This is a genomic window from Klebsiella sp. R390, assembly GCF_051131745.1.
Lineage (GTDB): Bacteria > Pseudomonadota > Gammaproteobacteria > Enterobacterales > Enterobacteriaceae > Klebsiella.
Genome location: NZ_CP180445.1, coordinates 3,649,945 through 3,675,508 on the forward strand (window position 1 = coordinate 3,649,945; position 25,564 = coordinate 3,675,508).

Consider the following 25,564-nt stretch of genomic DNA (forward strand, 5'->3'; position numbering starts at 1 on the left):
ATGGAGTTGTTATGCTGTTGGCATTTTTCAGGTTGCTGTTCAAAGGGTTGTATCGGGTCAGATTGACCGGTGACACGCAGTCCTTGCAACAACAAAAGGTCCTGATCACCCCGAATCACGTCTCTTTTATCGATGGGATCTTGTTAGCCTTATTCCTGCCCGTCAAACCGGTCTTTGCAGTATACAGCTCTATCAGTGAGCGCTGGTTTATGCGGGCGTTAAAGCCGATCATCGATTTTGTCCCGCTGGATCCGACCAAGCCGATGTCAATTAAGCATCTGGTGCGCCTGATTGAGCAGGGGCGTCCGGTGGTGATTTTCCCGGAAGGCCGTATCTCGGTCAGCGGTTCACTGATGAAAATCTATGACGGCGCAGCTTTCGTGGCGGCAAAATCGCAGGCGACGATTATTCCGCTGCGTATCGAAGGCGCAGAGCTGACCCCGTTCAGCCGCCTGAAAGGGCTGGTGAAGCGCCGCCTGTTTCCACGGATTCGGCTGCATCTGCTGCCACCAACCCGCATTGAGATGCCACAGGCTCCTCGCGCCCGCGACCGCCGTAAAATCGCCGGTGAAATGCTGCATCAGATCATGATGGAAGCGCGTATGGCGGTTCGCCCACGGGAAACCTTGTATGAATCGTTGCTGGCGGCACAGGACCGGTTCGGCGCCCGTAAAAACTGCGTAGAAGACATTAACTTTACGCCGGATACCTATCGCAAGCTGCTGACCAAAACCCTGTTTGTGGCGCGTATTCTGGAAAAATACAGCGCTCAGGGTGAGAAAATTGGCCTGATGTTGCCTAACGCCGGCATCAGCGCGGCGGTGATCTTCGGCGCCATTGCCCGCGGGCGTATCCCGGCGATGATGAACTATACCGCAGGGGTAAAGGGACTGAGCAGCGCGATTACCGCCGCCGGGATCAACACTATTTTCACCTCCCGCACTTTCCTTGATAAAGGCAAACTCTGGCATCTGCCAGAGCAATTGACGCAGGTACGCTGGGTCTTTCTGGAAGACCTGAAAGGCGACGTCACGACCGGCGATAAACTGTGGATTTTCGGCCATTTGCTGGCGCCAAAGCTGGCGCAGGTGAAACAGCAGCCAGAAGATGCCGCAATAATCCTCTTTACCTCCGGCTCGGAAGGCCACCCGAAAGGGGTGGTGCACAGCCACAAGAGCATTCTTGCTAACGTCGAGCAGATAAAAACCATCGCCGACTTCACCGCCAACGACCGCTTTATGTCGGCGCTGCCGCTGTTTCACTCCTTCGGTCTGACCGTTGGCCTGCTGACCCCACTGTTTACCGGCGCTGAGGTGTTCCTCTATCCCAGCCCGCTGCATTACCGCGTGGTGCCGGAGCTGGTTTACGATCGCAACTGTACGGTGCTGTTCGGCACCTCAACCTTCCTCGGGAACTACGCGCGTTTTGCCAACCCGTATGATTTTTATCGTCTACGCTACGTGGTAGCCGGAGCGGAAAAGCTTCAGGAAAGTACTAAGCAGCTGTGGCAGGACAAATTTGGCCTGCGCATCCTCGAAGGCTACGGCGTCACCGAGTGTGCGCCGGTGGTGTCAATTAACGTGCCGATGGCCGCGAAGGTGGGAACCGTCGGGCGCATTCTGCCGGGGATGGATGCCCGCCTGCTGGCAATGCCGGGCATTGAAGAGGGCGGCCGCCTGCAGTTAAAAGGGCCGAACATTATGAACGGCTATCTGCGGGTTGAGCAGCCAGGCGTGCTGGAAGCGCCAGCCGCTGAAAATCAGCACGGCGACATGGAAACCGGCTGGTATGACACCGGGGATATCGTCACCTTTGATGAGCAAGGCTATGTGCGGATTCAGGGGCGTGCCAAACGCTTTGCGAAAATCGCCGGTGAGATGGTGTCGATGGAGATGGTCGAGCAGCTGGCGCTGGCGCTCTCTCCGGACAAGATGCACGCTACGGCGATTAAGCAGGATGCCAGCAAAGGTGAGGCGCTGGTGCTGTTTACCACCGATGGTGAACTGAACCGTGAAAAACTGCTGCGCTACGCCCGCGAACATGGCGTACCGGAGCTGGCAGTACCGCGCGACATTCGCTGGCTGAAGCAGCTTCCGGTTCTCGGCAGCGGTAAGCCGGACTTTGTCACTCTGAAAGGCATGGTTGAAGAGACGGAACATTCGCATGAGTGAGTCAGTACACACTAACACTTCGCTGTACTCGAAAGGCATGATGGCGGTCATCTGCGCCCAGTTTTTCTCGGCCTTTGGTGACAACGCCCTGCTGTTCGCCACCCTGGCGCTGATGAAGCAACAGTTCTATCCGGACTGGAGCCAGCCGGTGATGCAGATGTTGTTTGTAGGTGCTTACATACTCTTTGCGCCGTTTGTCGGACAGTTCGCCGACAGCTTTGCTAAAGGGCGGGTGATGATGCTCGCCAACGGCATGAAGTTGATTGGTGCTGGCTGTATCTGCTTCGGTCTCAACCCGTTTATCGGCTATACCCTGGTGGGGATTGGCGCTGCCGCTTACTCACCGGCCAAATACGGCATCCTTGGCGAATTGACCACTGGCGATAAGCTGGTCAAAGCCAACGGCCTGATGGAATCATCCACGATTGCGGCGATTTTGCTGGGGTCCATGGCCGGGGGGATCCTTGCCGACTGGCATGTGCTGGCGGCACTGGCGATCTGTGCGCTGGTGTATGGCGCTGCGGTAATCGCCAACCTGTGGATCCCGAAACTGCCAGCGGCGCGCCCCGGGCAGTCATGGCGTTTCACGCCGATGACCCACAACTTCTTCAGCGCCTGCCGCACGCTGTGGCGTAATGGCGAAACGCGGTTTTCCCTGATGGGGACCAGCCTGTTCTGGGGGGCTGGCGTGACCTTACGTTTCCTGCTGGTGCTGTGGGTTCCGGCGGCGCTGGGCATCACCAGTTACGCCATGCCGACCTACCTCAATGCGATGGTGGCGGTAGGGATTGTGTTGGGGGCCGGGGCGGCGGCGAAGTTGGTTACGCTGCAAACGGTCTCTCGCTGTATGCCTGCCGGGATTTTGATTGGCGTGGCGGTGATCTTTTTCGCCGTGCAGCACGCACTGTTGCCGGCGTTTGGCCTGCTGCTGCTGTTGGGTATCTGCGGCGGTTTCTTTATCGTGCCGCTCAACGCACTGCTACAGGAACGCGGGAAACATACGGTTGGCGCAGGTAATGCTATTGCGGTGCAGAACCTCGGTGAAAACGTGGCGATGTTGCTGATGCTGGGGCTCTATTCGCTGGCGGTCAGCATCGGTATTCCGGTGGTTGGTGTCGGGATTGGTTTTGGCGTGGTGTTTGCGCTGGCGATCGCCGCGCTGTGGATCTGGGGACGGCGCAAATAAGTGCCTGTGTTTACCCGGGCTACAGCCGGTAGCCCGGGGCTTTCCCTTCTTACGGTGCTGGGTAGGTATACACCTGATGCACCGCTTCAATCTCTGCCAATACCTCAGCGCTCAGCTCAAGATGCAGGCTCTCGACGTTGGTCTTAAGCTGATCCATCGTGGTTGCGCCCAGCAGGGTACTGGCGACAAACGGCTGACGGCGTACGAACGCCAGCGCCATCTGAGCCGGGTCAAGATTATGACGTTTGGCGATATCGACATAGGCCGCGACCGCTTTCTGGGTCTGCTCACCGCTGTAGCGCGTGAAACGGCTGAACAGCGTATTGCGCGCCCCGGCCGGTTTCGCGCCATTCAGGTATTTCCCGGTCAGCGTACCGAAGCCCAGGCATGAGTATGCCAGCAGCTCCACGCCCTCATACTGGCTGACTTCCGCCAGGCCCACTTCGTAGCTACGGTTGAGCAGGCTGTAGGGGTTCTGAATGGTCACAATGCGCGGCAGGTCGTGTTTGTCCGCCAGATGCAGGTAGCGCATGACGCCAAAGGCCGTTTCGTTGGAGACGCCGATATAGCGGATTTTACCGGCCCGCTGGAATTCGGTGAGTGCTTCGAGGGTATCGAGCAGCGTCACCACCGGCGCAGAGTCGCTCCAGCTATAGCCCAGTTTGCCGAAACAGTTGGTCGGGCGCTGCGGCCAGTGAACCTGATAGAGATCGAGATAGTCGGTTTGCAGACGTTTCAGACTGTCGTGCAAGGCATCGCGGATATTTTTACGGTCGAGCACATGGTTAGGGCGAATGCTGCTGTCGCTGTTCCGCGCCGGGCCGCTGACTTTAGAGGCGAGAATGAGCTTTTCGCGATTTCCGCGTTTCGCCAGCCAGTTGCCGACGTAGGTTTCTGTCAGACCCTGGGTCTCCGGGCGCGGTGGGACAGGGTACATCTCAGCAACATCAATCAGGTTAATGCCCTGACTGACCGCGTAGTCGAGCTGTTCGTGCGCGTCGGCCTCGCTATTTTGCTCACCAAACGTCATGGTGCCCAGCCCAAGCGTACTAATCTCAAGAGAACTGTGTGGGATACGGTGATACTGCATAGCCGGCTTCCTTTTTTATTAACAAGGTCAGGAGTTCCCCGACAAAGGAGTATCAACATGGCAGAGGGGAAGAAAAAGAGGAAGTAAAAAATCAAAAAAGCCGGGCTTTCAGATTCCGCAAGCCTGATGCGACGGATGTATCAGAACGTCCCGACTCTTTATTAAGACGATATGGCGATGTTACAAGCGACGCCACGAATGCGTGCCGCTGAAGCGTGTTAACGTTTAATAATCTGTGAAACGTCATCGCGATTGATCTGCATTTTGTTGCCTTGCTGATCTTCGTAGCTGATAAGACCGGTGTCATCATCGACGGCCGGCTTGCCATCGGTCAGAATCATGCGTCCATCTTTCGTTGCCATCACGTAATCGCTGCTGCAACCGGAAACCGAGAACGCCAGTCCTACGGCGGAAATCAATACTGCCCATTTTTTCATCGTTATTACCTCTTTAGATGGTCGCACCTCACACCAGTGTATTAATAGCCTGATTTGTGAGACATAAAAAGCAGTTAAGTCTTAAAAAAGATTACAGCCCAGGTTTGGGCTGTAATTTTGTGGGTTACAGCGGATTTTTTTTGTTGCGCAGCAGGTTAAGACTTTCGACGGCAATCGAGAAGAACATCGCGAAGTAGATGTAGCCTTTCGGGATATGTATCTCGAAGCTTTCCAGCATCAGGGTAAAGCCGACCAGAATCAAAAATGACAGGGCCAGCATTTTTACCGACGGGTGTCGGTCGACGAAATCGCCGATTGGACGAGCGGCGAACATCATGACGCCGACGGCAATCACCACTGCAGCCATCATGATAAACAGGTGATCCGACAGACCCACGGCGGTAATGACCGAATCGAGGCTGAAAATAATATCCAGCAGCATGATCTGCACGATCGCCCCCATAAATGAGTGGACGTTGGTTTTGAGCCCTTCTTCTTCGCCTTCTATCGACTCATGGATCTCTTTACTGGCTTTCCAGATAAGGAACAGGCCGCCAAGCAGTAAAATCAAATCGCGAAACGAAACTTCATGGCCGAGCACGCTAAACAACGGGTTGGTGAGCTTAATAACCCAGGCAATACAGGCCAGCAGCGCCAGGCGCATTATCATCGCGCCCATCAGGCCGATTCGTCGCGCGTGAGCACGTTGAGCGGTCGGAAGTTTGGCGACAACCAGAGAGAGGAAAATAATATTATCAATCCCGAGCACGATTTCCAGCAGCGTCAGTGTACCGAGCGCCAGCCAGGCGTTAGGGTCGGTTATCCATGCAAATAACATTGTTCAAAGTCCAGCAAAAAAGAAAGTCGTAATTATATGCAACCCGGCTGGCAGAACAAAAATTTAATCGTGGCGTAGAAGAAAATGGCGGGCCAGCAGGGCGGCGGTAAAATTCTTCTTCAGATAAAAGCCCCGGGGCAGCGTGAGAATGGGTTCGCCCTGTGCGCCAATCGCTTCGGTTAGCGCTTTGCTGTTGGCGGCTTTTGGGCGTAACTGCAGCACCTCGCCGTGACGTGCGGTGATACGTTCCACCTGGCCAAGCACGATCAGATCCATCAGCTCCTCCCAGTCCATTCGCAACTGGCGATCCTCTTCCTCATTCGGAGTCCATAGCAGCGGTGCGCCGACGCGGCGCTGTGCCAGAGGGATCGCCCGATCGCCCTCCACCGGCACCCACAGAACCCGTTTGAGTTTATGACGCACGTGGCTGCTTTCCCAGGTCACGCCGCTGTTACCGGTCAAGGGGGCGACACAGACAAAGGTGGTTTCCAGTGGGCGCCCCTGGCTATCGACAGGAATGGTTTTGAGCTCGACGCCCAGCGCCGCGAAATCCTGCTCTGGCTTGCTGCCGGCGCTGGCGCCAAGCCACATCTCCAGCAGAATGCCGATCCACCCTTTATCGCGTTTTAAATCGCGTGGGATGGGAATGCCCGCCAGTGCCGCCAGTTCACCCAGCGAGTAGCCCGCCAGCTGCTGGGCCTGGGCCAGAAGTTGCTGTCGGGTTTGCGGTGGTGACGTTAACGGCGCGATGGCGGTCATACGATGCGTTTCCTGGTTAAAAAATGAACACTAAAATAGCGCGTTGTGGACAGAGTTTACCTTTTCTTGAGTAACTATGACAATATGATGATTCATATGGCTTTTTTTTGTTTTTTTTGTCGCTATGAAAATGATGGAAACAGGTTTTCCAGAACTGGTCACTGGCAATGAACAGGATCTTACACCATGTTATCCACAGAAAAATGGGATAACTGGGGAAAAGCCCCACTACTGTTTCCATTTACAGCCTTGACGTGCGACGAAAATCGAATTTTTAGACAAAATGTGCCCAGTGGGCTCGCATAATCTGTGGATAAAATCGACATTGTTCGATCTTTCATCAGTTCCAGGATCGCATGTGTGATGATCATCACGTTATGTTGCAATTATTGAAATATATATGTGCTAACATGATGAATATAATGCCATTATTAAATGATGTTATCCGTAAGCGGTTCAGACTACTCCGGGTTTTCCCTGGGTAATTCCATACTTCTTCACAACTCTATCCACAGAAAAAGTGAATAAAATGGGGCCGCGATCGCTTTCACTGTTTATAACTCTGCTGATTACTGTGAGTTATTCAAATGTTATTCGATCGCACAGTGGCAACAGAGTGGTTTACCGTTTACAGCGAGTGTGAAACAATCGTTCACATTGAAGATTATTTTGAGGTAGTCCGGTGATTGATGACGATGGCTACCGCCCAAATGTCGGTATTGTAATCTGTAATCGTCAGGGCCAGGTCATGTGGGCCAGACGCTATGGTCAGCACTCGTGGCAGTTCCCGCAAGGGGGCATTAATCCAGGGGAATCAGCCGAGCAGGCGATGTACCGGGAGTTGTTTGAAGAGGTTGGGTTAAGTCGTAAAGATGTACGAATCCTGGCTTCTACCCGGAACTGGTTGCGTTACAAATTGCCTAAACGTTTGGTGCGTTGGGACACAAAGCCGGTTTGTATCGGCCAGAAACAGAAGTGGTTTCTTCTGCAGTTGATAGGCAGTGATGCAGAAATCAATATGCAAACCAGTAGTACACCTGAGTTTGATGGTTGGCGATGGGTAAGTTACTGGTACCCGGTTCGTCAGGTGGTGTCGTTTAAGCGCGACGTGTACCGCCGGGTGATGAAAGAGTTTGCCAGCGTCACTATGTCGCTGGCAGAAACGGCACCTAAACCGCAAAGCGCGCCTGCTTATCGACGTAAAAGAGGTTAAGCCACGCACATTATGCTCACTCGGTTACGAGAAATCGTCGAGAAAGTCGCGAGTGCGCCACGTTTAAACGAGGCGCTGGATATTCTGGTCACAGATATCTGCCAGGCGATGGAAACAGAAGTCTGTTCGGTCTACCTGGCCGATAACGATCGACGATGCTACTACCTTATGGCCACTCGCGGGCTGAAAAAACCTCGCGGGCGTACCGTTGCGCTCGCCTTTGATGAAGGCCTTGTTGGCCTGGTTGGCCGCCTGGCCGAGCCTATCAACCTTGCCGATGCGCACAAGCACCCCAGCTTTAAATATATTCCGGCCGTTAAAGAGGATCGCTTCCGCGCGTTTCTTGGCGTGCCGATAATCCAGCGGCGCCAGCTGCTGGGCGTACTGGTGGTGCAGCAGCGCGAGCTGCGCCAGTTTGACGAAAGCGAAGAGTCGTTCCTCGTCACGCTGGCAACGCAGATGGCCGCCATTCTCTCGCAGTCACAGCTGACGGCGTTGTTTGGTCAGTATCGACAAACTCGTATTCGCGCGCTGCCAGCATCTTCCGGAGTCGCGATTGCCGAAGGCTGGATGGACATTAGCCTGCCGTTGATGGAGCAGGTCTATGAAGCCTCGACGCTGGATACCGCTTCTGAACGCGAACGTCTGACCGGCGCGCTGGAAGAAGCGGCTAACGAATTTCGTCGCTACAGCAAGCGCTATGCCGCCGGGGCGCAAAAAGAGACCTCGGCAATTTTTGACCTCTATTCACACCTGCTGTCTGATGCCCGACTGCGCCGCGAGCTTTTTGCGGAAGTCGATCAGGGCGCGGTGGCCGAATGGGCGGTGAAAAAGATCATTGAGAAGTTCGCCGAGCAGTTTGCCGCGCTGAGCGATGGCTACCTGAAAGAGCGTGCTGGCGACCTGCGTACGCTCGGCCAGCGCCTGCTGTTCCACCTTGATGACACCATCCAGGGCCCCAATACCTGGCCGGCCCGCATCGTGCTGGTGGCGGACGAACTCTCGGCGACAACGTTGGCAGAGGTTCCTCAGGACCGGCTGGCGGGTGTTGTTGTGCGCGACGGGGCGGCTAACTCCCACGCGGCAATCATGGTTCGTGCCTTAGGGATCCCAACGGTGATGGGCGCCGATATTCAGCCCTCGCTGCTTCACGGCCGCATGCTGGTGGTGGATGGTTACCGCGGTGAACTGCTGGTCGATCCTGAACCGGCGCTGTTGCAAGAATATCAGCGGCTGGTCAGTGAAGAGAACGAACTCAGCCGCCTGGCGGAAGACGATCTTGAACGGATCTCAGAGCTAAAAAGCGGGGAGCAGGTCAAGGTCATGCTGAATGCTGGCCTGAGCCTCGAGCATGAAGAGAAGCTCGGCAACTTTATCGACGGTATCGGCTTGTATCGCACCGAAATACCATTTATGTTGCAGAGCGGCTTCCCGTCGGAAGAGGAGCAGGTTGCCCAGTATCAGGGCATGCTGCAGATGTTTAATGAAAAACCGGTAACCCTGCGTACGCTGGATATTGGGGCCGATAAACAGCTGCCGTATATGCCGATCAGCGAAGAGAACCCGTGCCTTGGCTGGCGTGGGATCCGCATTACTCTCGATCAGCCGGAGATTTTTCTCATTCAGGTACGCGCCATGCTGCGTGCCAACGCCGCCACCGGCAACCTGAGTATTTTGCTGCCGATGGTGACCAGCCTGGATGAGGTGGATGAAGCGCGACGGCTGATCGATCGCGCCAGTCGCGAAGTGGAAGAGATGATTGGCTATGCCATCCCGCGTCCGCGTCTTGGGGTGATGCTGGAAGTCCCGTCGATGGTCTTTATGCTGCCGCATCTGGCTAGCCGCGTCGATTTTATCTCAGTCGGTACCAATGACCTGACCCAGTACATCCTGGCGGTCGATCGCAACAATACCCGGGTTGCCAGTCTGTACGATAGCCTGCATCCTGCGGTACTGCGGGCGCTGTCGATGATTGCACATGATGCCGAACGTTTCGGTATCGACCTGCGGTTGTGCGGTGAAATGGCGGGCGACCCGATGTGCGTGACGATTCTGATTGGTCTCGGCTATCGCCATCTCTCGATGAACGGCCGTTCGGTGGCAAGGGTAAAATATCTGCTGCGCCGAATCGATCTCGAGGAAGCGCAAGAACTGTCGCGTCGTAGTCTTGAAGCGCAGATGACGACGGAAGTCCGTCATCAGGTGGCGGCCTTTATGGAGCGCCGTGGCTTAGGCGGTCTGATCCGCGGCGGCCGGTAGCCTTACTTCCGGGTAAGGCATTGACGCCGCAACCCGGGAGAACCTCACCGATTGAATCGTCTGCAGCACGATGGTCGTTAGCATCCGTATACATATCTTTTACAACAACGGCACGGCCAGTGAATTAACCTTATGTTATTATTCGCCCCCTTGGAGCACCCGCATAGCTCGGGCGTGTATGATGACCGCTGTCCACTTTCGGCGGAATAACAAGTCTTTATGGTGACAGATGAATAGTGGCTACCTGCATTTTCCGGAGTTTGATCCGGTAATATTTTCCGTTGGGCCGGTTGCCCTCCATTGGTACGGCATGATGTATCTGGTCGGGTTTGTTTTTGCGATGTGGCTGGCCACCCGTCGGGCTAATCGTCCGGGCAGCGGCTGGACCAAAAACGAAGTCGAAAACCTGCTGTATGCCGGATTCCTTGGCGTCTTCCTCGGCGGTCGTATCGGTTACGTTCTGTTCTATAACCTGCCGGTCTTCCTGCAGGATCCGCTGTATCTGTTCCGCGTCTGGGATGGCGGGATGTCGTTCCACGGTGGCCTGATTGGCGTCATCCTGGTGATGATTATTTTTGCCAAACGCACCAAACGCACCTTCTTCCAGGTATCCGATTTTATCGCGCCGCTGATCCCGTTTGGCCTTGGCGCCGGACGACTGGGCAACTTTATCAACGGCGAACTGTGGGGCCGCGTTGACCCGAGCTTCCACTATACGATGATTTTCCCTGGCTCACGGGCGGAAGATCTGGCGCTGTTGCCATCACATCCGGAATGGCAATCGCTGTTTGATACCTATGGCGCGCTGCCGCGTCACGCTTCACAGCTGTACGAGCTGGCACTGGAAGGGATTGTGCTGTTCCTGATCCTGAACCTGTTTATCCGCAAACCGCGCCCAATCGGCTCGGTCTCGGGCCTGTTCCTGATTGGCTACGGCCTGTTCCGCATTATCGTGGAATTCTTCCGTCAGCCGGATCAGCAGTTCACTGGTGAGTGGGTGCAGTACATCAGCATGGGCCAGATTCTTTCCATTCCAATGGTGCTTGCGGGCATCATTATGATGATCTGGGCTTACCGCCGCCGTCCGCAGCAACAAACTTCTTGAGGAACCATGAAACAGTATCTTGATTTGATGCAGAAAGTGCTTACAGAAGGCACGCAAAAAAATGACCGCACCGGTACCGGCACGATCTCTATTTTCGGCCATCAGATGCGTTTTAACCTGCAGGAAGGTTTCCCGCTGGTGACGACCAAACGCTGTCATTTACGCTCCATCATCCATGAGCTGCTGTGGTTCCTCCAGGGCGACACCAACGTCGCGTATCTGCATGAGAACAACGTCAGCATCTGGGACGAATGGGCCGATGAAAATGGTGATTTGGGGCCGGTTTACGGCAAACAGTGGCGCTCCTGGCCTGCGCCAGACGGCCGCCATATTGACCAGATCAGCACCGTGATGGACCAGCTGAAAAACGACCCGGATTCGCGTCGTATCATCGTTTCTGCCTGGAACGTTGGCGAACTGGACAAGATGGCGTTGGCGCCGTGTCATGCGTTCTTCCAGTTCTATGTCGCGGACGGAAAACTCTCCTGCCAGCTCTACCAGCGTTCATGTGATGTGTTCCTCGGCCTGCCGTTTAACATCGCCAGCTATGCGTTGCTGGTGCATATGGTGGCCCAGCAGTGCGATCTGGAAGTGGGTGATTTTGTCTGGACCGGCGGGGATACCCACCTGTACAGCAACCACCTCGAGCAGACGGATCTGCAGCTGAGCCGCGAGCCTCGTGCACTGCCGAAGCTGGTTATCAAGCGTAAGCCGGCGTCGATTTTCGACTACCGCTTTGAAGACTTTGAGATCGAAGGCTACGACCCGCATCCGGGAATTAAAGCGCCGGTGGCGATTTAATTTACGCCGAATTCGACGTGACAAGAAACAACAACCGGTGCCAGTGGCGCCGGTTTTTTTGTGCCATGAATAACCCTTCCAGATTTTGCGCAACGCGTTGCAAATGTTGATTCCTGCTTCGGCATGCCACGCGAATCGCGCTTTTCCCTGTCGCTCCGCTATCGTAACTTCTCCATACTCGCGCTATGAACAGACAGCGCGGTTATACCCTCATTGAAACGCTCATAACGCTGGCTCTGATGTTAATCCTCAGCGCTGGCGCGCTGTACGGTTGGCAGAGCTGGCAGCAGCAACAGCGGTTATGGCAAACGGCTAATCAGGTGCGCGATTACCTGGTGCTGCTGCGCGATGATGCCAACTGGCATAACCGCAACCGCCTGCTGAGCGTAGTCCAGCACGCCGATGGCTGGTGCCTGAGCGCCCTGGAGGCTCCCGCGAATTGCGCACCAGCCACCCCGTTTACATTACTGCCGCGCTGGCCTGAAGTATCGCTCAGCCATATCACGCCGGGCCTTGGCTTTTATGGGTTACGCAATAGCGCCTGGGCTGGTCACATCCGGCTGCAAAGCGCTGGCGGAAGCTGGAACATTATTGTCTCCAACTGGGGGCGCATTCGTTTGTGCCGCAATGAGGAGACATCATCATGCCTGTGATCTCCCGTGGGTTTTCACTGGCTGAGACGCTCATCGCCATGGCCATCAGCGCCATTTTACTGACCGGTGCCTCGCGTTTTTTACCTGCGCTGCAACGGCAGGTACTGCGCCAGACGCAGCAGCAGTCGCTGGATGACGAACTGTGGCAGCGCCTTTATACGGTAGCCAAACATCTGCAACGGGCAGGGTATTGCCGTGGGAAGTGCGTGGGGGAGCCACTGCTGATCGCCAGCAACGGCCACTGCATCATCGTCCGCTGGGACAGCAATAGCAACGGCGTATGGGATATCTCGCCGGAGGCAACCTCCGATGCCACGGGCTTTCGCCTGAGCAACGGCGCGTTAGAAACCCGGCGCGGGGTGACCAGCTGTTCTGGCGGCGGTTGGGAAAAAATGACCAATCCCGCGGCAATTAACGTGACGCAATTTCAGGTGACCCGCCAGGAGATTACCGGCTTTGCGCCAGAGCTTATCGTGACCCTGGCCGCACACTCGACCGCGGATCCACGAATGACCGCCCATGCGGAATACCGCGTGACGGGATATAACCTATGAGCCGCCAGCAGGGGTTCTCGTCACTGCTGATGGTGCTTTTGCTACTGGTACTCGGTAGTACTTTGCTACAAGGGCTGAATCAGCGTCAGCGGGCATTACTGGCGCAAACTGCCGAAGAAACCCGGGCCATCCGGGAAACCGCCGGGGCGCACTCCGCTCTGCAGTGGGGAAAAGCGCAGTCATGGTCGATAGATAACCCCGAGGCCTGTCTGCACGCCGGCAATGATGACTGGCGCGCCTGTTTGCGTATCTTTAGCGATGCCTCCGTGCTGCTGATAGCCAGCGGCGGCAGCATCTTGTTATGGCAATCCGGGTGGGTTGAAAAGGGCGTGGTGCGGTTTTCACCCCACGGCTGGAGCGACTTTTGCCCGCTGACGGAGGTTGAGTTATGCCAAATGCCCTGAGCCGGGAGAACGGTTTTAGCCTGCCGGAAACGCTGTTGGCGATGGTGCTGTTGATGATGGTGGTGACCGCACTTGGCGGCTATCAGCGTGGGTTAGCCAACGGTTTTATTCAATTAAATCAGTATCGTCAGCTGTGGCGTGATGCGTGGCGCTACGGTCAACTGAACCCTCCCGCCATCTCGGAGGGCAGGCCAGTCAGCCGTTTGCAGACATCGGCGTCAAGATGTGTCAGCATCACGGTAACGATCACCATGCCCGTTGAAAAACGGGTGCAGATGACCCGGCTGCATTGCCCGGTAAGTCAGTAGTCAGGAGCGAATATGTTAAGGGTGTACCATTCAAACCGTCTGGATGTTCTTGAAGCGTTGATGGAGTTTATCGTCGAGCGCCAGCGGCTGGACGACCCTTTCAAACCGGAGATGGTTCTGGTGCAAAGTACCGGTATGGCGCAGTGGCTCCAGATGACCCTGGCAAAGCGATTTGGCATTGCGGCCAATATCGAATTTCCACTGCCAGCCAGCTTTATCTGGGACATGTTTGTTCGCGTACTGGCGGATATCCCCGGTGAAAGCGCTTTTAACAAACAGAGCATGAGCTGGAAACTCATGACCCTGCTGCCGCAGCGCCTCGACGATGACGCCTTTACGCTGCTGCGCCACTATCTGAGCGACGACAGCGATAAGCGCAAGCTGTTCCAGCTTGCCTCGAGGGTGGCTGACCTCTATGACCAGTATCTGGTCTATCGCCCGGAATGGCTGATGCGCTGGGAGGCTGACGAACGGGTTGATGGCCTTGGCGACGCGCAGCAGTGGCAGGCGCCGCTGTGGAAAGCGCTGGTCGAACACACCGCCGAACTGGGACAAGAGTCCTGGCACCGTGCGAATTTGTACCAGCGTTTTATCAGCGCCCTGGAAGCGGCAGATGAACCGCCGGTCGGGCTGCCTTCACGGGTGTTTATCTGTGGTATTTCGGCGCTGCCGCCGGTCTATCTGCAGGCGCTACAGGCGCTGGGCAAGCACGTGGATGTCTACGTGTTGTTCACCAACCCTTGTCGCTACTACTGGGGCGATATTAAAGACCCGGCTTTTCTGGCGAAACTGATGTCGCGCCAGCGCCGTCATCACCGCGAATCACGGGAGCTGCCGCTGTTCCGCGATGCCGAACAGGCGCCGGGGTTGTTTAACGACGCCGGGGAACAGGATGTCGGCAACCCGCTGTTGGCCTCCTGGGGCAAGCTGGGCCGGGACTATATCTATCTGTTGGCCGGGCTGGAACGCTATGAAGAGCTGGATGCCTTCGTCGATATCACGCCTGATAATCTGCTGCACAATGTACAGGCCGATATTCTCGATCTGCGCAATGCGGCGGTGGCCGGGCGTAACGCCGAAGAGTTTGCCCGCAGTGACAGCAAGCGCATGCTTGCCCAGGACGATCGTAGTTTGACTATTCAGGTGTGCCATAGCCCGCAGCGCGAAGTCGAAGTCCTGCACGACCGGCTGCTGGCGATGCTCGAAGAGGATCCCACCCTGACGCCGCGCGATATTATCGTGATGGTGGCGGATATCGACAGTTACAGCCCCTACATTCAGGCGGTATTCGGCAGCGCCAGCGGCGAACGCTGGCTGCCGTGGGCGATTTCCGACCGCCGCGCCCGTGAATCGCACCCGGCGCTGCAGGCGTTTATCACGCTGCTGTCGCTACCCGACAGCCGCTTTGCCAGTGAAGATGTCCTGGCTCTGCTGGATGTACCGGTCCTTGCCGCCCGCTTCAGCATTGACGAAGCGGGGCTACGCTACCTGCGTCAGTGGGTTAACGAGTCCGGCGTACGCTGGGGAATGGACGACGATAACGTGCGTGAGCTGGATCTGCCCGCCACCGGGCAACATACCTGGCGTTTTGGTCTGACGCGTATGCTGCTGGGCTATGCGATGGATAGCAGTCAGGGTGAGTGGCAATCGGTATTACCGTATGACGAATCCAGCGGGCTGATTGCCGAACTGGTCGGCAATCTGGCTTCACTGCTGATGAGGCTCAACCAGTGGCGCCACACGCTGGCGCAGGAGCGCCCGCTGGCCGAATGGCTACCGCTGTGTCGCGAACTGCTGGACGACTTTTTCCTGCCTGATAGCGACACGGAAGCCGCGCTGGCGCTGATCGAGCAGCAGTGGCAGGCGGTCATTAGCGAAGGCGTTCAGGCGCAATATGCGCAGAGCGTTCCCTTGTCATTACTTCGTGATGAGCTGGCCCAGCGCCTGGACCAACAGCGCATCAGCCAGCGTTTCCTCGCCGGACCGGTCAACATCTGCACCCTGATGCCGATGCGTTCGATCCCGTTCAAAGTGGTATGCCTGCTGGGAATGAACGACGGCATCTACCCGCGCACGCTGGCACCGCTGGGCTTCGATTTAATGAGCCAGAAACCGCAACGCGGTGACCGCAGCCGTCGCGATGACGACCGCTATCTGTTCCTCGAGGCCCTGATGTCTGCCGAACAGACCTTATATATCAGCTATATTGGCCGCTCGATTCAGGACAATAGCGAACGTTATCCGTCGGTGCTGGTACAGGAGCTGGCGGACTATATTGGCCAGAGTCACTGCCTGGAAGGTGATGAAGCGCTGGATTGCGACGCCAGCGAGCGGCGGGTCAAAGCGCACATCACCCATCTGCATACCCGGATGCCCTTCGATGCGGCCAATTTCCTCGACGATGAACATCGAAGCTACGCCCGGGAATGGCTGGCGGCCGCCAGCCAGCAAGGCGAGGCGCACAGTGATTTTATCCAGCCGCTGCCGGTGCCGCCCATTGACATCCTGCCGTTTGAACAGCTGTTGCGCTTCTGGCAGCACCCGGTCCGGGCCTTTTTCCAGCAACGCCTGCGGGTTAACTTCCGCTCTGAAGAGAGCGATATCCCCGATGACGAACCCTTTACCCTGGAAGGGCTTAGCCGTTATCAGCTGAATCAACAGCTGCTGAATACCTTGATTGAGCAACAGGATGCCGCAACGATGTATCGTCGTTTCCGGGCTGCGGGCGAGCTACCTTTCGGTGCTTTTGGCGAACTGGCCTGGGAGACGCAACGTCAGGAGATGCAAAACCTTGCGGAGCGGGTTATTGCCAGCCGCCAGCCAGGGCAGAGCGTGGAAATCGATCTGCAATGTCACGGCGTTAACATTACGGGCTGGCTGCAGCAGGTACAATCGGACGGCCTGTTACGCTGGCGGCCTTCGCTGCTGAGCGTGGCGCAGGGGATGCAACTTTGGCTGGAACACCTTGTCTACTGTGCTGGTGGCGGAACCGGCGAAAGTCGGCTGTTGGTGCGAAAAGAAGGCGAGTGGCGTTTCCCACCGCTGGCGCAAGAACAGGCAAAAGCATATCTTGATGAACTGGTAGCGGGTTACCTGCAAGGCATGTCCAGACCGCTCCTGCTGCTGCCTGAAAGCGGCGGCGCATGGCTAAAAGTCTGTTATGACGCTGAAAAGGATGTCATGTTAACGGACGAAGAGACACAACAAAAAGCGCGGAGTAAATTTCTGCAGGTCTATGAAGGCAATATGGTGGTCAGTGGTGAAGGTACGGATGTCTGGTACCAACGCCTGTGGCGTACCCTTGAACCGGAATACTATGACGAGATTATTACCCAAACACAGCGCTACCTGTTGCCGATATTTCGTTTCCATCAGTCCGAATAAATTGTAATAGTATAAAAATTGCGCAGATTAAGGTGTTCAATTATCATGCGCAACCAATCACGGACTGATGTGCACCGCGCCGATGCAACCGGCGCAAGTTTGTTAATGATGAGGTTCGTGAATGCCCCGCAGTGTATGGTTCAAGGTTATTTTAGTGCTGGCGGCCCTTTGGGCGCCGTTAAGTCAGGCAGATACCGGATGGCAACCGATTCAGGACACTATCCGTAAAAGTGAAAAAGATCCCCGGCAGTATCAGGCAATTCGTCTGGATAATGGCATGGTGGTTCTGCTGGTTTCCGACCCGCAGGCGGTGAAATCGCTGTCTGCGCTGGTGGTGCCCGTGGGATCGTTGCAGGATCCCGTCGAACATCAAGGGCTGGCGCATTTTCTCGAGCACATGACGCTGATGGGCTCGCAAAAATACCCGCAGCCCGACAGCCTCGCGGAATTCCTCAAAATGCACGGCGGCAGTCATAACGCCAGTACCGCGCCTTATCGCACCGCGTTCTATCTTGAAGTCGAGAACGATGCGCTGGATGGTGCGGTCGATCGTCTGGCGGATGCCATCGCGGCGCCGCTGCTGGATAAAAAATATGCCGACCGTGAGCGCAACGCCGTCAATGCCGAGCTGACCATGGCGCGGACCCGGGACGGGATGCGTATGGCACAGGTCAGTGCCGAAACCATTAACCCGGCTCACCCGGCATCACATTTTTCCGGTGGTAACCTCGACACGCTCAGCGACAAGCCCGGCAAACCGGTGCTCGACGCCCTGCATGCTTTCCGCGATAGCTGGTACTCCGCAAATCTGATGAAAGCGGTGATTTACAGCAATAAACCGCTGCCGGAGCTGGCGAGTATCGCGGCTAATACCTATGGCCGGGTTCCCAACCACAATATCAGCAAACCGGAGATCACCGTGCCGGTGGTGACCGATGCGCAAAAGGGCATCATCATCCACTACGTCCCGGCGATGCCGCGTAAAGTGCTGCGCATTGAATTCCGTATTGATAACAATAGCGACCAGTTCCGCAGCAAAACCGACGAGCTGGTGACCTACATGATAGGTAACCGCAGCCCGGGGACGTTATCCGACTGGCTGCAGCAGCAAGGCCTGGTGGAAGGCATTCGCGCAGACTCTGACCCGGCGGTAAATGGCAACAGCGGCGTACTGGCGATTTCCGCGACCCTGACAGATAAAGGCCTGGCGAACCGCGATGAAGTTGCTGCGGCGATCTTCAGCTACCTTAACCTGTTGCGTAGCCAGGGCATCGACAAACGCTATTTCGATGAGCTGTCCCACGTTCTGGCGCTCGATTTTCGCTATCCCTCGATCAACCGCGATATGGACTACGTTGAATGGCTGGCGGATACCATGATCCGCGTGCCGGTAGAGCATACGCTGGACGTGGTGAATATTGCCGACCAGTACGATCCGCAGGCGATTAAAGACCGGCTGGCGATGATGACGCCGCAAAACGCGCGCGTCTGGTATATCAGCCCGCAAGAACCGCATAACAAAACCGCTTATTTTGTGAATGCGCCCTATCAGGTCGACAAGATTGGCACCCAGACCTTTAGCGACTGGCAGCAGAAGGCGAGCGCTATCGGTCTGAAACTGCCGGTGCTGAACCCCTATATTCCTGACGATTTTACGCTGATCAAAAGCGACAAAGCCTACCCGCATCCGCAGCTGATCGTGGATGAGCCGACGCTGCGCGTGGTCTACGCGCCAAGCCAGTACTTCGCCAGTGAGCCGAAGGCCGATGTCTCGTTGGTGCTGCGCAACCCGCAGGCCATGGATAGCGCCCGCAGCCAGGTGATGTTTGCCCTGAATGATTATCTGGCGGGTATCGCACTCGACCAGCTCAGTAATCAGGCGGCGGTCGGGGGAATCAGCTTCTCTACCGGCGCCAATAACGGGTTAATGGTCAACGCCAATGGCTACACCCAGCGCCTGCCGCAGCTGTTTACCGCGCTGCTGGATGGCTATTTCAGCTACACGCCGACCGAAGAACAGCTGGCGCAGGCTAAGTCCTGGTACGCCCAGATGATGGACTCGGCGGAGAAAGGGAAAGCGTACGACCTGGCGATTATGCCGGTGCAGATGCTGTCTCAGGTGCCTTATTTCCAGCGGGAAGAACGCCGTGGGCTGCTGCCGTCGATCACTCTGAAAGAGGTCCTGGCCTACCGGGACAACCTGAAAGCCAAAGGGCGACCGGAGCTGATGGTCATCGGTAATCTCAGCGCCGAGCAGTCCACCGCGATGGCGCGCCAGATCCAGCAACAGCTGGGGGCCGATGGTAACGAGTGGTGCCGGAACAAAGATGTGCTGATTAACAGCCAACAGCTGGCGATTTTTGAAAAAGCCGGTAACAGCACCGACTCGGCGCTGGCCGCGGTCTTTGCGCCACCTGACGCCGATGAGTACAGCAGCTCCGCCGCCAGCTCCCTGCTCGGGCAGATTATCCAGCCGTGGTTCTATACCCAACTGCGTACCGAAGAGCAGCTTGGCTACGCGGTCTTTGCCTTCCCGATGAACATCGGCCGCCAGTGGGGGATGGGCTTCCTGCTGCAAAGCAGCGATAAACAGCCGGCGTTCCTCTGGCAGCGCTTTAAGGCCTTTTTCCCTACGGCTGAAGCCAAACTGCGGGCCATGAGCCCGGCAGAGTTTGCGCAAATCCAGCAGGCGGTGATTGGCCAGATGACCCAGGCGCCGCAAACTCTCGGCGGGGAGGCTTCGCAGCTGAGCAAAGATTTCGATCGCGGTAATATGCGTTTTGATTCACGTGATAAAGTAGTGGCTCAGATAAAACTGCTGACGCCGCAAAAACTTGCCGACTTCTTCCATCAGACGGTGGTGGATCCGCAAGGCATGGCGATATTGTCCCAGGTCTCCGGCAGCCAGAATGGCAAGACCGATTACGTCCACCCTGAGGGGGGCAAAGTCTGGGAAAACGTCAGCGCATTGCAGAAATCCTTACCCCTGATGCGAGAGAACGAATGACCGAAACCGCCGAGCCTCTGAATCCTCTGCGCTTGCCCTTAACGGGCGAGCGCCTGATAGAAGCCTCTGCGGGCACCGGAAAAACCTTTACCATCGCCGCACTCTACTTGCGGCTGTTGCTGGGACTCGGCGGTGAATCCGCCTTTCCCAGGGCGGTCAGCGTGGAAGAGCTGCTGGTGGTGACCTTCACCGAGGCGGCCACCGAAGAACTGCGTGGCCGTATCCGCAGCAATATCCATGACCTGCGCATTGCCTGCCTGCGTGAAAGCACGACCGATCCCCTGTATGCCGCGCTGCTGGCTGAAATCCCGGATAAAACGCAGGCGGCGAACACGCTGCTGCTGGCAGAACGGCAGATGGACGAAGCGGCGGTGTTCACCATTCACGGCTTCTGCCAACGGATGCTGAGCCTGAACGCCTTTGAGTCAGGCATGCTGTTCGAACAGCAGCTGATCGAAGATGAATCCCGGCTGCGCTACCAGGCCTGCGCCGACTTCTGGCGCCGCCACTGTTACCCGCTGCCGCGCGACATTGCCGCGGTGATCCACGAAGCGTGGAAAGGCCCGCGCGATCTGTTGAAATCTCTCGACCGCTGGTTACAGGGCGAAGCCCCGCAGCTCAAATCCCCACCCGCGCCCGAAGAGACGCTGGCTGAACGTCATCAGCAAATCATCACCCGCATCAATGCGCTGAAAGCGCAGTGGCGCGAGCAGGTTGGCGAGATCGACGGCGTACTGGAGAGTTCCGGTATTGACCGGCGCAAGTTTAATCGTGGCAATCAGGGTAAATGGATCGACAAGATCAACGTCTGGGCCCAGGAGGAGACGCTAAGCTATCTGCTGCCCGACGCGCTGGAGAAATTCTCTCAGCCCTTCCTGTATGAACGCACCAAGGCCGGCGGTGAGCCGCCGGTGCATCCGCTGTTCAGCGCGGTGGAACAGTTGCTGTCCTCTCCGCTGACGTTGACGGATTTGGTGATTGCCAGGGCGATGGTGGAAATCCGCGACGCCGTGGCTCGGGAAAAACGTCGCCGCGGCGAGCTGGGTTTTGACGACATGCTCAGCCGGCTGGATGATGCGCTGCATAGCGAAAGTGGAGACGCGCTGGCCAGCGCTATCCGCCAGCGTTTCCCGGTAGCGATGATCGATGAATTCCAGGATACCGATCCGCAGCAGTATCGCATTTTCCGCCGCATCTGGCGGCACCAGCCGGAGACGGCACTGCTGTTGATCGGCGATCCCAAACAGGCCATCTATGCCTTCCGTGGGGCGGATATTTTCACCTATATGAAAGCCCGTGGTGACGTTGCGGCTCACTATACGCTGGATACCAACTGGCGTTCAGCCCCAGGGATGGTGGACAGCGTTAACCGCCTGTTTGGCCTCAGCGACAACCCTTTTATGTTCCGGGAAATCCCCTTTTTGCCGGTCAAAGCGGCCGGGAAGAATCACGGATTGCGGTTTACCGTGGATAACGCCGCGGTGCCGGCGATGAACATCTGGCTGATGCCGGGGGAGGCCGTCGGGGCAGGCGAGTATCAGGCGTATATGGCGCAACTGTGCGCGGCGCAAATTCGTGACTGGTTAAGCGCCGGTCAGCAGGGAAGTGCGCTGCTCTGGCGCGGCGAAGATGCCCGGCCGGTCCAGGCCTCGGATATGACAGTGCTGGTGCGTAACCGTCAGGAAGCCTCGTTGATCCGGGACGCCTTGCGGGCGCTGGCGATCCCGTCGGTATACCTCTCTAACCGCGACAGCGTGTTTGAAACCCCGGAAGCGCAGGAGATATTGTGGATCCTGCAGGCGGTGCTGGCCCCGGAGCGCGAAAATACGCTGCGTAGCGCGCTGGCGACATCGGTATTTGGCCTGAACGCGCTGGATATTGAAAGCCTTAATCAGGACGAACGCGCATGGGATGCGCTGGTTGAGGAGTTCAGCGAGTATCGACAAATCTGGCGCCAGCGTGGCGTCATGCCGATGCTGCGGGCGCTCATGAGCGCGCGGAACATTGCGGAAAACCTGCTGGTGACGGTCGGCGGCGAGCGCCGGTTAACGGATATTCTGCATATCAGCGAACTGCTTCAGGAAGCGGCCAGCCAACTGGAGAGCGAACATGCGCTGGTCCGTTGGTTGACGCAGCATATCACCGAGCCGGACAGCAATGCCTCAAGCCAGCAGATGCGCCTGGAAAGCGACAAGCACCTGGTGCAAATCGTCACCGTGCATAAATCGAAAGGTCTGGAATACCCGTTGGTCTGGCTGCCGTTTATCGCGCGTTTCCGTAAGCAGGATCAGGCGTTTTATCACGACCGTGACTCCTTTGCCGCGGTACTTGATCTCGACGAGAACGAAGGCAGCCTGGAGCTGGCGGAAGCGGAGCGCCTGGCGGAAGACTTACGTCTGCTGTACGTCGCGCTGACCCGTGCGGTCTGGCATTGCAGTCTCGGTGTCGCGCCGCTCAGTACCCGCCGCAGCGACAAACCTGGCGCCAGTGATTTTCACCAAAGCGCCCTGGGACGCCTGTTGCAGGGCGGTGAAGCGATGGATGCCGCCGGGCTGACGGCGCGTCTGCAGGCCTTATGCTGCGAAGATATTGCGCTGCAAACCCCTGCGGCGCTGGACCCGACGCCCTGGCAGGCGCCGCAGGAGTCGTTGCCACCGCTGTCAGCGAGATTCCTGACGCGGCAGGTGACGGACGACTGGCGCGTCACCAGCTATTCCGGGTTACAGCAGCATGGCCATAGCCAGGCCCAGGATCTGCTGCCTCGTCTTGACGTCGATGCCGCTGGCGTCGGTGATGTGGCCGAAGATCCACAGCTCACTCCGCATCAGTTCCCACGTGGCGCATCGCCGGGAACCTTCCTGCACAGCCTGTTTGAAAACCTCGATTTTACCCAGACAGTGCCGGCCGAGTGGATGGCAGCACAACTGCAGTCCGGCGGTTTCGGCGAGCAGTGGACGCCGGTCCTGACCCAGTGGCTGGACGACGTTCTGCGTACGCCGTTGCCGGGTGCCGGTATTGCGCTAAATCAGCTTAGCGCGGGCGATAAACAGGTGGAGATGGCATTCTACTTGCCAATTGAACAGCCGCTGGACCCACAGCGGCTGGATGCCTTGATTCGCCGCTACGATCCCCTCTCCGTCGATTGCCCACCGCTGGATTTCCGCCAGGTTCGCGGCATGTTAAAAGGCTTTATTGACCTCGTGTTCCGCCATAACGGCCGCTACTACCTGCTGGATTACAAATCGAACTGGCTGGGACCCGACCGCGAGGCCTACACCCGCCAGGCGATGGAGCAGGCCATGCGCGGGCATCGCTACGATTTGCAGTACCAGCTTTATAGCCTGGCGCTGCACCGCTATTTGCGACACCGCATCGCTGACTACCAATATGAACACCATTTCGGCGGCGTGATTTATCTCTTTTTACGCGGCATGGATGGCGAGGGCGGCGAGCAGGGGATTTTTACCACCCGTCCCGTTCAGCCGCTGATTGACGGCCTGGATGCGCTGTTTGCCGGAGACGATCAGGAGAGCATGTCATGACAATGGATGAACTGTTGCTGGAGGCGGCGAATCAGCGGGTGTTACGCCCGCTAGACGTACAGTTTGCGCTGATGGTGGCGCATGATGCGCATCCGGCGGTGAAACTGGCGGCCGCGGTGCTGAGCCGCGATGCCGGAGAAGGCCATGTTTGTCTGCCAGTGTCGCGCTTGCGCTCAGCGGAATTTCTGAGTGGTAAAGCCAGCGAGATGCGCGAACAACTGCTGGCGCTGGCGGGATCGCCGGATGACTGGTCGGCGCTGCTGCTGGCATCGCCTGCGGTTAGCGTCGGCGATCGCCCAACGCCGATGATCCTCTGCGGTGAACGGCTCTACCTTAACCGCATGTGGCGAAATGAGCTGACCGTGGCCCATTTCTTTACCGATGCGAACCAGGTTATCGAAGTGGACGATGGCCAACTTGCCGCCACACTGGATGCTCTGTTCCCGACAAGCGATGAGATCGACTGGCAAAAAGTCGCCGCCGCGGTTGCATTGACCCGTCGTATTTCAGTGATCTCCGGTGGCCCCGGCACCGGGAAAACCACGACCGTCGCCAGGTTGCTGGCGGCGTTGATTCAGACCACTCGCCAGCCCCGTTGTCGTATCCGTCTGGCGGCCCCGACCGGGAAAGCCGCCGCCAGATTAACCGAATCGCTGGGGGAAGCGCTGCGTCGTCTCCCGCTGAGCGATGAACAAAAAGCGCTGCTGCCCAGCGAGGCCAGTACGCTGCACCGTCTGCTGGGCGCCCAGCCTGGCAGCCAGCGTCTGCGTTATCACGCCGGTAACCCGTTGCATCTGGACGTGCTGGTCGTGGATGAGGCCTCAATGATTGACCTGCCGATGATGGCGCGGCTGATTGACGCGTTGCCGGAACACGGGCGGGTTATTTTCCTCGGCGACCGCGATCAGCTGGCGTCGGTAGAGGCCGGGGCGGTGCTGGGCGATATTTGTGCCTGGGTGAATGCCGGCTATACCCCCGGGCGTGCGGCGCAGCTGACGAAACTGACCGGCTATCCGCTGCCTGCCGGCGAAGGTGAGGTTGCCGGTGCGCTGCGCGACAGCCTGTGCCTGCTGCAAAAAAGCTATCGTTTTGGTCGTCATTCCGGGATCGGCAACCTGGCGCGTGCGGTGAATAATGGCGATCGTCAGGGGGTCAGGGCGACGTTACGTCAGCCGTTTGACGATATCGTTTTGCATCCGCTGAGCACCACCGAGGAGTACTCTGCGATGCTCGCCCAGTCTCAGGATGGGTATAGCCGCTATTTACAGCTGCTGCGTGAACGGGCGGAGCCCGAAGCGCTGCTCGCCGCTTTCGCGGAGTTCCAGCTGCTGTGCGCTCTGCGTGATGGCCCATATGGCGTCAGCGGCGTCAATGAACAGCTAGAGCAACGGCTAAACCGCAATCGGGCGATTTCGTTGCCGCGCCATTCGCGTTGGTACGAAGGACGCCCGGTGATGATTTCGCGCAACGACAGTGCATTGGGGCTGTTTAATGGTGATATCGGCATTGCGCTGGAACGAGGGGAAGGGCTGCGGGTCTGGTTCCCGATGCCGGATGGCAGTATCAAGTCGGTACAGCCGAGCCGTTTGCCAGAGCATGACACCGCGTGGGCGATGACGGTGCATAAATCACAAGGTTCAGAGTTTGATCATGCGGCACTGATTCTGCCGGCGAAGAGCGTCCCGCTGGTGACCCGTGAGCTGGTCTATACCGCGATCACCCGCGCAAAACAGCGTTTATCGATGTATGCCGACGAGCAGGTACTGCTCCAGGCCATCGTTGCCCGCACCGAGCGGCGCAGCGGGCTGGCGGATATTTTCGCCAGTCATCAATAGACGCGGCGGGCGACGGAC

Annotated in this window: 18 protein-coding genes and 1 pseudogene; 14 read left to right on the plus strand and 5 right to left on the minus strand. The window is 57.3% G+C overall.

Going from position 1 to position 25,564, the window contains the following annotated elements:
- The first annotated feature begins 11 nt into the window (after positions 1–11).
- Together aas and lplT are read left to right on the plus strand one after the other, a co-directional pair.
- Positions 12–2,171 carry a bifunctional acyl-ACP--phospholipid O-acyltransferase/long-chain-fatty-acid--ACP ligase gene (aas, locus tag ACMYSP_RS17130; RefSeq protein ID WP_434583243.1) on the plus strand — a complete coding sequence of 720 codons (2,160 nt, stop codon included), beginning with the start codon at positions 12–14 and terminating at the stop codon, positions 2,169–2,171.
- Complete coding sequence (gene lplT / locus ACMYSP_RS17135) at positions 2,164–3,357, plus strand: lysophospholipid transporter LplT (RefSeq protein WP_434583244.1); 1,194 nt, start codon at positions 2,164–2,166, stop codon at positions 3,355–3,357. The genes aas and lplT overlap by 8 nt, the downstream gene beginning before the upstream one ends.
- Positions 3,358–3,406: 49 nt before the next feature.
- Here the strand turns inward: lplT and ACMYSP_RS17140 are convergent, their stop codons facing one another.
- From ACMYSP_RS17140 to ACMYSP_RS17160, 5 genes and pseudogenes are all read right to left on the minus strand, one after another.
- On the minus strand, positions 3,407–4,447 hold the full coding sequence (locus ACMYSP_RS17140; RefSeq protein ID WP_434583246.1) for an NADP(H)-dependent aldo-keto reductase: 1,041 nt from the start codon (positions 4,445–4,447) through the stop codon (positions 3,407–3,409).
- A gap of 218 nt (positions 4,448–4,665) precedes the next feature.
- The gene (locus ACMYSP_RS17145; protein ID WP_004867116.1) at positions 4,666–4,884 is read right to left on the minus strand and encodes a YgdI/YgdR family lipoprotein; all 219 of its coding nucleotides are present in this window, start codon (positions 4,882–4,884) and stop codon (positions 4,666–4,668) included.
- Between the two features lie 124 nt (positions 4,885–5,008).
- A complete protein-coding gene (locus tag ACMYSP_RS17150) occupies positions 5,009–5,722 on the minus strand; it encodes a TerC family protein (protein ID WP_434583247.1) in 714 nt (237 codons plus the stop codon).
- A 63-nt stretch (positions 5,723–5,785) separates the two neighbouring features.
- A complete protein-coding gene (gene mutH / locus ACMYSP_RS17155) occupies positions 5,786–6,481 on the minus strand; it encodes a DNA mismatch repair endonuclease MutH (protein WP_434583248.1) in 696 nt (231 codons plus the stop codon).
- Positions 6,482–6,569: 88 nt separating this feature from the next.
- Positions 6,570–6,710: pseudogene (locus ACMYSP_RS17160) on the minus strand (hypothetical protein); the annotation flags it as partial.
- Positions 6,711–7,163: 453 nt separating this feature from the next.
- On the opposite strand from ACMYSP_RS17160, the gene rppH reads away from it, so the two are divergent.
- From rppH to recD, 12 genes are all read left to right on the plus strand, one after another.
- Entirely contained in the window at positions 7,164–7,694 is a 531-nt protein-coding gene (gene rppH / locus ACMYSP_RS17165; RefSeq protein ID WP_123756667.1) for an RNA pyrophosphohydrolase, read from the plus strand.
- Positions 7,695–7,706: 12 nt separating this feature from the next.
- Positions 7,707–9,953: a phosphoenolpyruvate--protein phosphotransferase gene (gene ptsP / locus ACMYSP_RS17170; RefSeq protein ID WP_434583249.1), complete on the plus strand. Its 2,247-nt coding sequence runs from the start codon at positions 7,707–7,709 to the stop codon at positions 9,951–9,953.
- 229 nt (positions 9,954–10,182) lie between these two features.
- On the plus strand, positions 10,183–11,058 hold the full coding sequence (gene lgt / locus ACMYSP_RS17175; protein ID WP_434583250.1) for a prolipoprotein diacylglyceryl transferase: 876 nt from the start codon (positions 10,183–10,185) through the stop codon (positions 11,056–11,058).
- Between the two features lie 6 nt (positions 11,059–11,064).
- Entirely contained in the window at positions 11,065–11,859 is a 795-nt protein-coding gene (gene thyA, locus ACMYSP_RS17180; RefSeq protein ID WP_434583251.1) for a thymidylate synthase, read from the plus strand.
- A gap of 185 nt (positions 11,860–12,044) precedes the next feature.
- Entirely contained in the window at positions 12,045–12,512 is a 468-nt protein-coding gene (locus ACMYSP_RS17185; protein ID WP_434583252.1) for a prepilin peptidase-dependent protein, read from the plus strand.
- Positions 12,503–13,066, plus strand: a complete 564-nt coding sequence (locus tag ACMYSP_RS17190; RefSeq protein WP_434583253.1) for a prepilin peptidase-dependent protein — start codon at positions 12,503–12,505, stop codon at positions 13,064–13,066. Before ACMYSP_RS17185 ends, ACMYSP_RS17190 begins: the two co-directional genes overlap by 10 nt.
- The gene (locus tag ACMYSP_RS17195) at positions 13,063–13,470 is read left to right on the plus strand and encodes a DUF2509 family protein (RefSeq protein ID WP_434583254.1); all 408 of its coding nucleotides are present in this window, start codon (positions 13,063–13,065) and stop codon (positions 13,468–13,470) included. The genes ACMYSP_RS17190 and ACMYSP_RS17195 overlap by 4 nt, the downstream gene beginning before the upstream one ends.
- On the plus strand, positions 13,455–13,778 hold the full coding sequence (locus ACMYSP_RS17200) for a prepilin-type N-terminal cleavage/methylation domain-containing protein (RefSeq protein WP_434583255.1): 324 nt from the start codon (positions 13,455–13,457) through the stop codon (positions 13,776–13,778). Before ACMYSP_RS17195 ends, ACMYSP_RS17200 begins: the two co-directional genes overlap by 16 nt.
- 12 nt (positions 13,779–13,790) lie before the next feature.
- A complete protein-coding gene (gene recC / locus ACMYSP_RS17205) occupies positions 13,791–17,162 on the plus strand; it encodes an exodeoxyribonuclease V subunit gamma (protein ID WP_434583256.1) in 3,372 nt (1,123 codons plus the stop codon).
- Between the two features lie 121 nt (positions 17,163–17,283).
- On the plus strand, positions 17,284–20,169 hold the full coding sequence (ptrA, locus tag ACMYSP_RS17210) for a pitrilysin (RefSeq protein ID WP_434583257.1): 2,886 nt from the start codon (positions 17,284–17,286) through the stop codon (positions 20,167–20,169).
- Entirely contained in the window at positions 20,166–23,711 is a 3,546-nt protein-coding gene (gene recB, locus ACMYSP_RS17215; RefSeq protein WP_434583259.1) for an exodeoxyribonuclease V subunit beta, read from the plus strand. Before ptrA ends, recB begins: the two co-directional genes overlap by 4 nt.
- Entirely contained in the window at positions 23,708–25,546 is a 1,839-nt protein-coding gene (gene recD / locus ACMYSP_RS17220; protein WP_434583260.1) for an exodeoxyribonuclease V subunit alpha, read from the plus strand. The genes recB and recD overlap by 4 nt, the downstream gene beginning before the upstream one ends.
- The last annotated feature ends 18 nt before the right edge of the window (positions 25,547–25,564 follow it).

What these genes read in the sequence shown, in the direction of transcription:
- aas (WP_434583243.1), top strand. Translation starts at nt 12, where the DNA reads ATGCTGTTGGCATTTTTCAGGTTGCTGTTCAAAGGGTTGTATCGGGTC.
- lplT (WP_434583244.1), top strand. Translation starts at nt 2,164, where the DNA reads ATGAGTGAGTCAGTACACACTAACACTTCGCTGTACTCGAAAGGCATG.
- ACMYSP_RS17140 (WP_434583246.1), bottom strand. Translation starts at nt 4,447, where the DNA reads ATGCAGTATCACCGTATCCCACACAGTTCTCTTGAGATTAGTACGCTT.
- ACMYSP_RS17145 (WP_004867116.1), bottom strand. Translation starts at nt 4,884, where the DNA reads ATGAAAAAATGGGCAGTATTGATTTCCGCCGTAGGACTGGCGTTCTCG.
- ACMYSP_RS17150 (WP_434583247.1), bottom strand. Translation starts at nt 5,722, where the DNA reads ATGTTATTTGCATGGATAACCGACCCTAACGCCTGGCTGGCGCTCGGT.
- mutH (WP_434583248.1), bottom strand. Translation starts at nt 6,481, where the DNA reads ATGACCGCCATCGCGCCGTTAACGTCACCACCGCAAACCCGACAGCAA.
- ptsP (WP_434583249.1), top strand. Translation starts at nt 7,707, where the DNA reads ATGCTCACTCGGTTACGAGAAATCGTCGAGAAAGTCGCGAGTGCGCCA.
- lgt (WP_434583250.1), top strand. Translation starts at nt 10,183, where the DNA reads ATGAATAGTGGCTACCTGCATTTTCCGGAGTTTGATCCGGTAATATTT.
- thyA (WP_434583251.1), top strand. Translation starts at nt 11,065, where the DNA reads ATGAAACAGTATCTTGATTTGATGCAGAAAGTGCTTACAGAAGGCACG.
- ACMYSP_RS17185 (WP_434583252.1), top strand. Translation starts at nt 12,045, where the DNA reads ATGAACAGACAGCGCGGTTATACCCTCATTGAAACGCTCATAACGCTG.
- ACMYSP_RS17190 (WP_434583253.1), top strand. Translation starts at nt 12,503, where the DNA reads ATGCCTGTGATCTCCCGTGGGTTTTCACTGGCTGAGACGCTCATCGCC.
- ACMYSP_RS17195 (WP_434583254.1), top strand. Translation starts at nt 13,063, where the DNA reads ATGAGCCGCCAGCAGGGGTTCTCGTCACTGCTGATGGTGCTTTTGCTA.
- ACMYSP_RS17200 (WP_434583255.1), top strand. Translation starts at nt 13,455, where the DNA reads ATGCCAAATGCCCTGAGCCGGGAGAACGGTTTTAGCCTGCCGGAAACG.
- recC (WP_434583256.1), top strand. Translation starts at nt 13,791, where the DNA reads ATGTTAAGGGTGTACCATTCAAACCGTCTGGATGTTCTTGAAGCGTTG.
- ptrA (WP_434583257.1), top strand. Translation starts at nt 17,284, where the DNA reads ATGCCCCGCAGTGTATGGTTCAAGGTTATTTTAGTGCTGGCGGCCCTT.
- recB (WP_434583259.1), top strand. Translation starts at nt 20,166, where the DNA reads ATGACCGAAACCGCCGAGCCTCTGAATCCTCTGCGCTTGCCCTTAACG.
- recD (WP_434583260.1), top strand. Translation starts at nt 23,708, where the DNA reads ATGACAATGGATGAACTGTTGCTGGAGGCGGCGAATCAGCGGGTGTTA.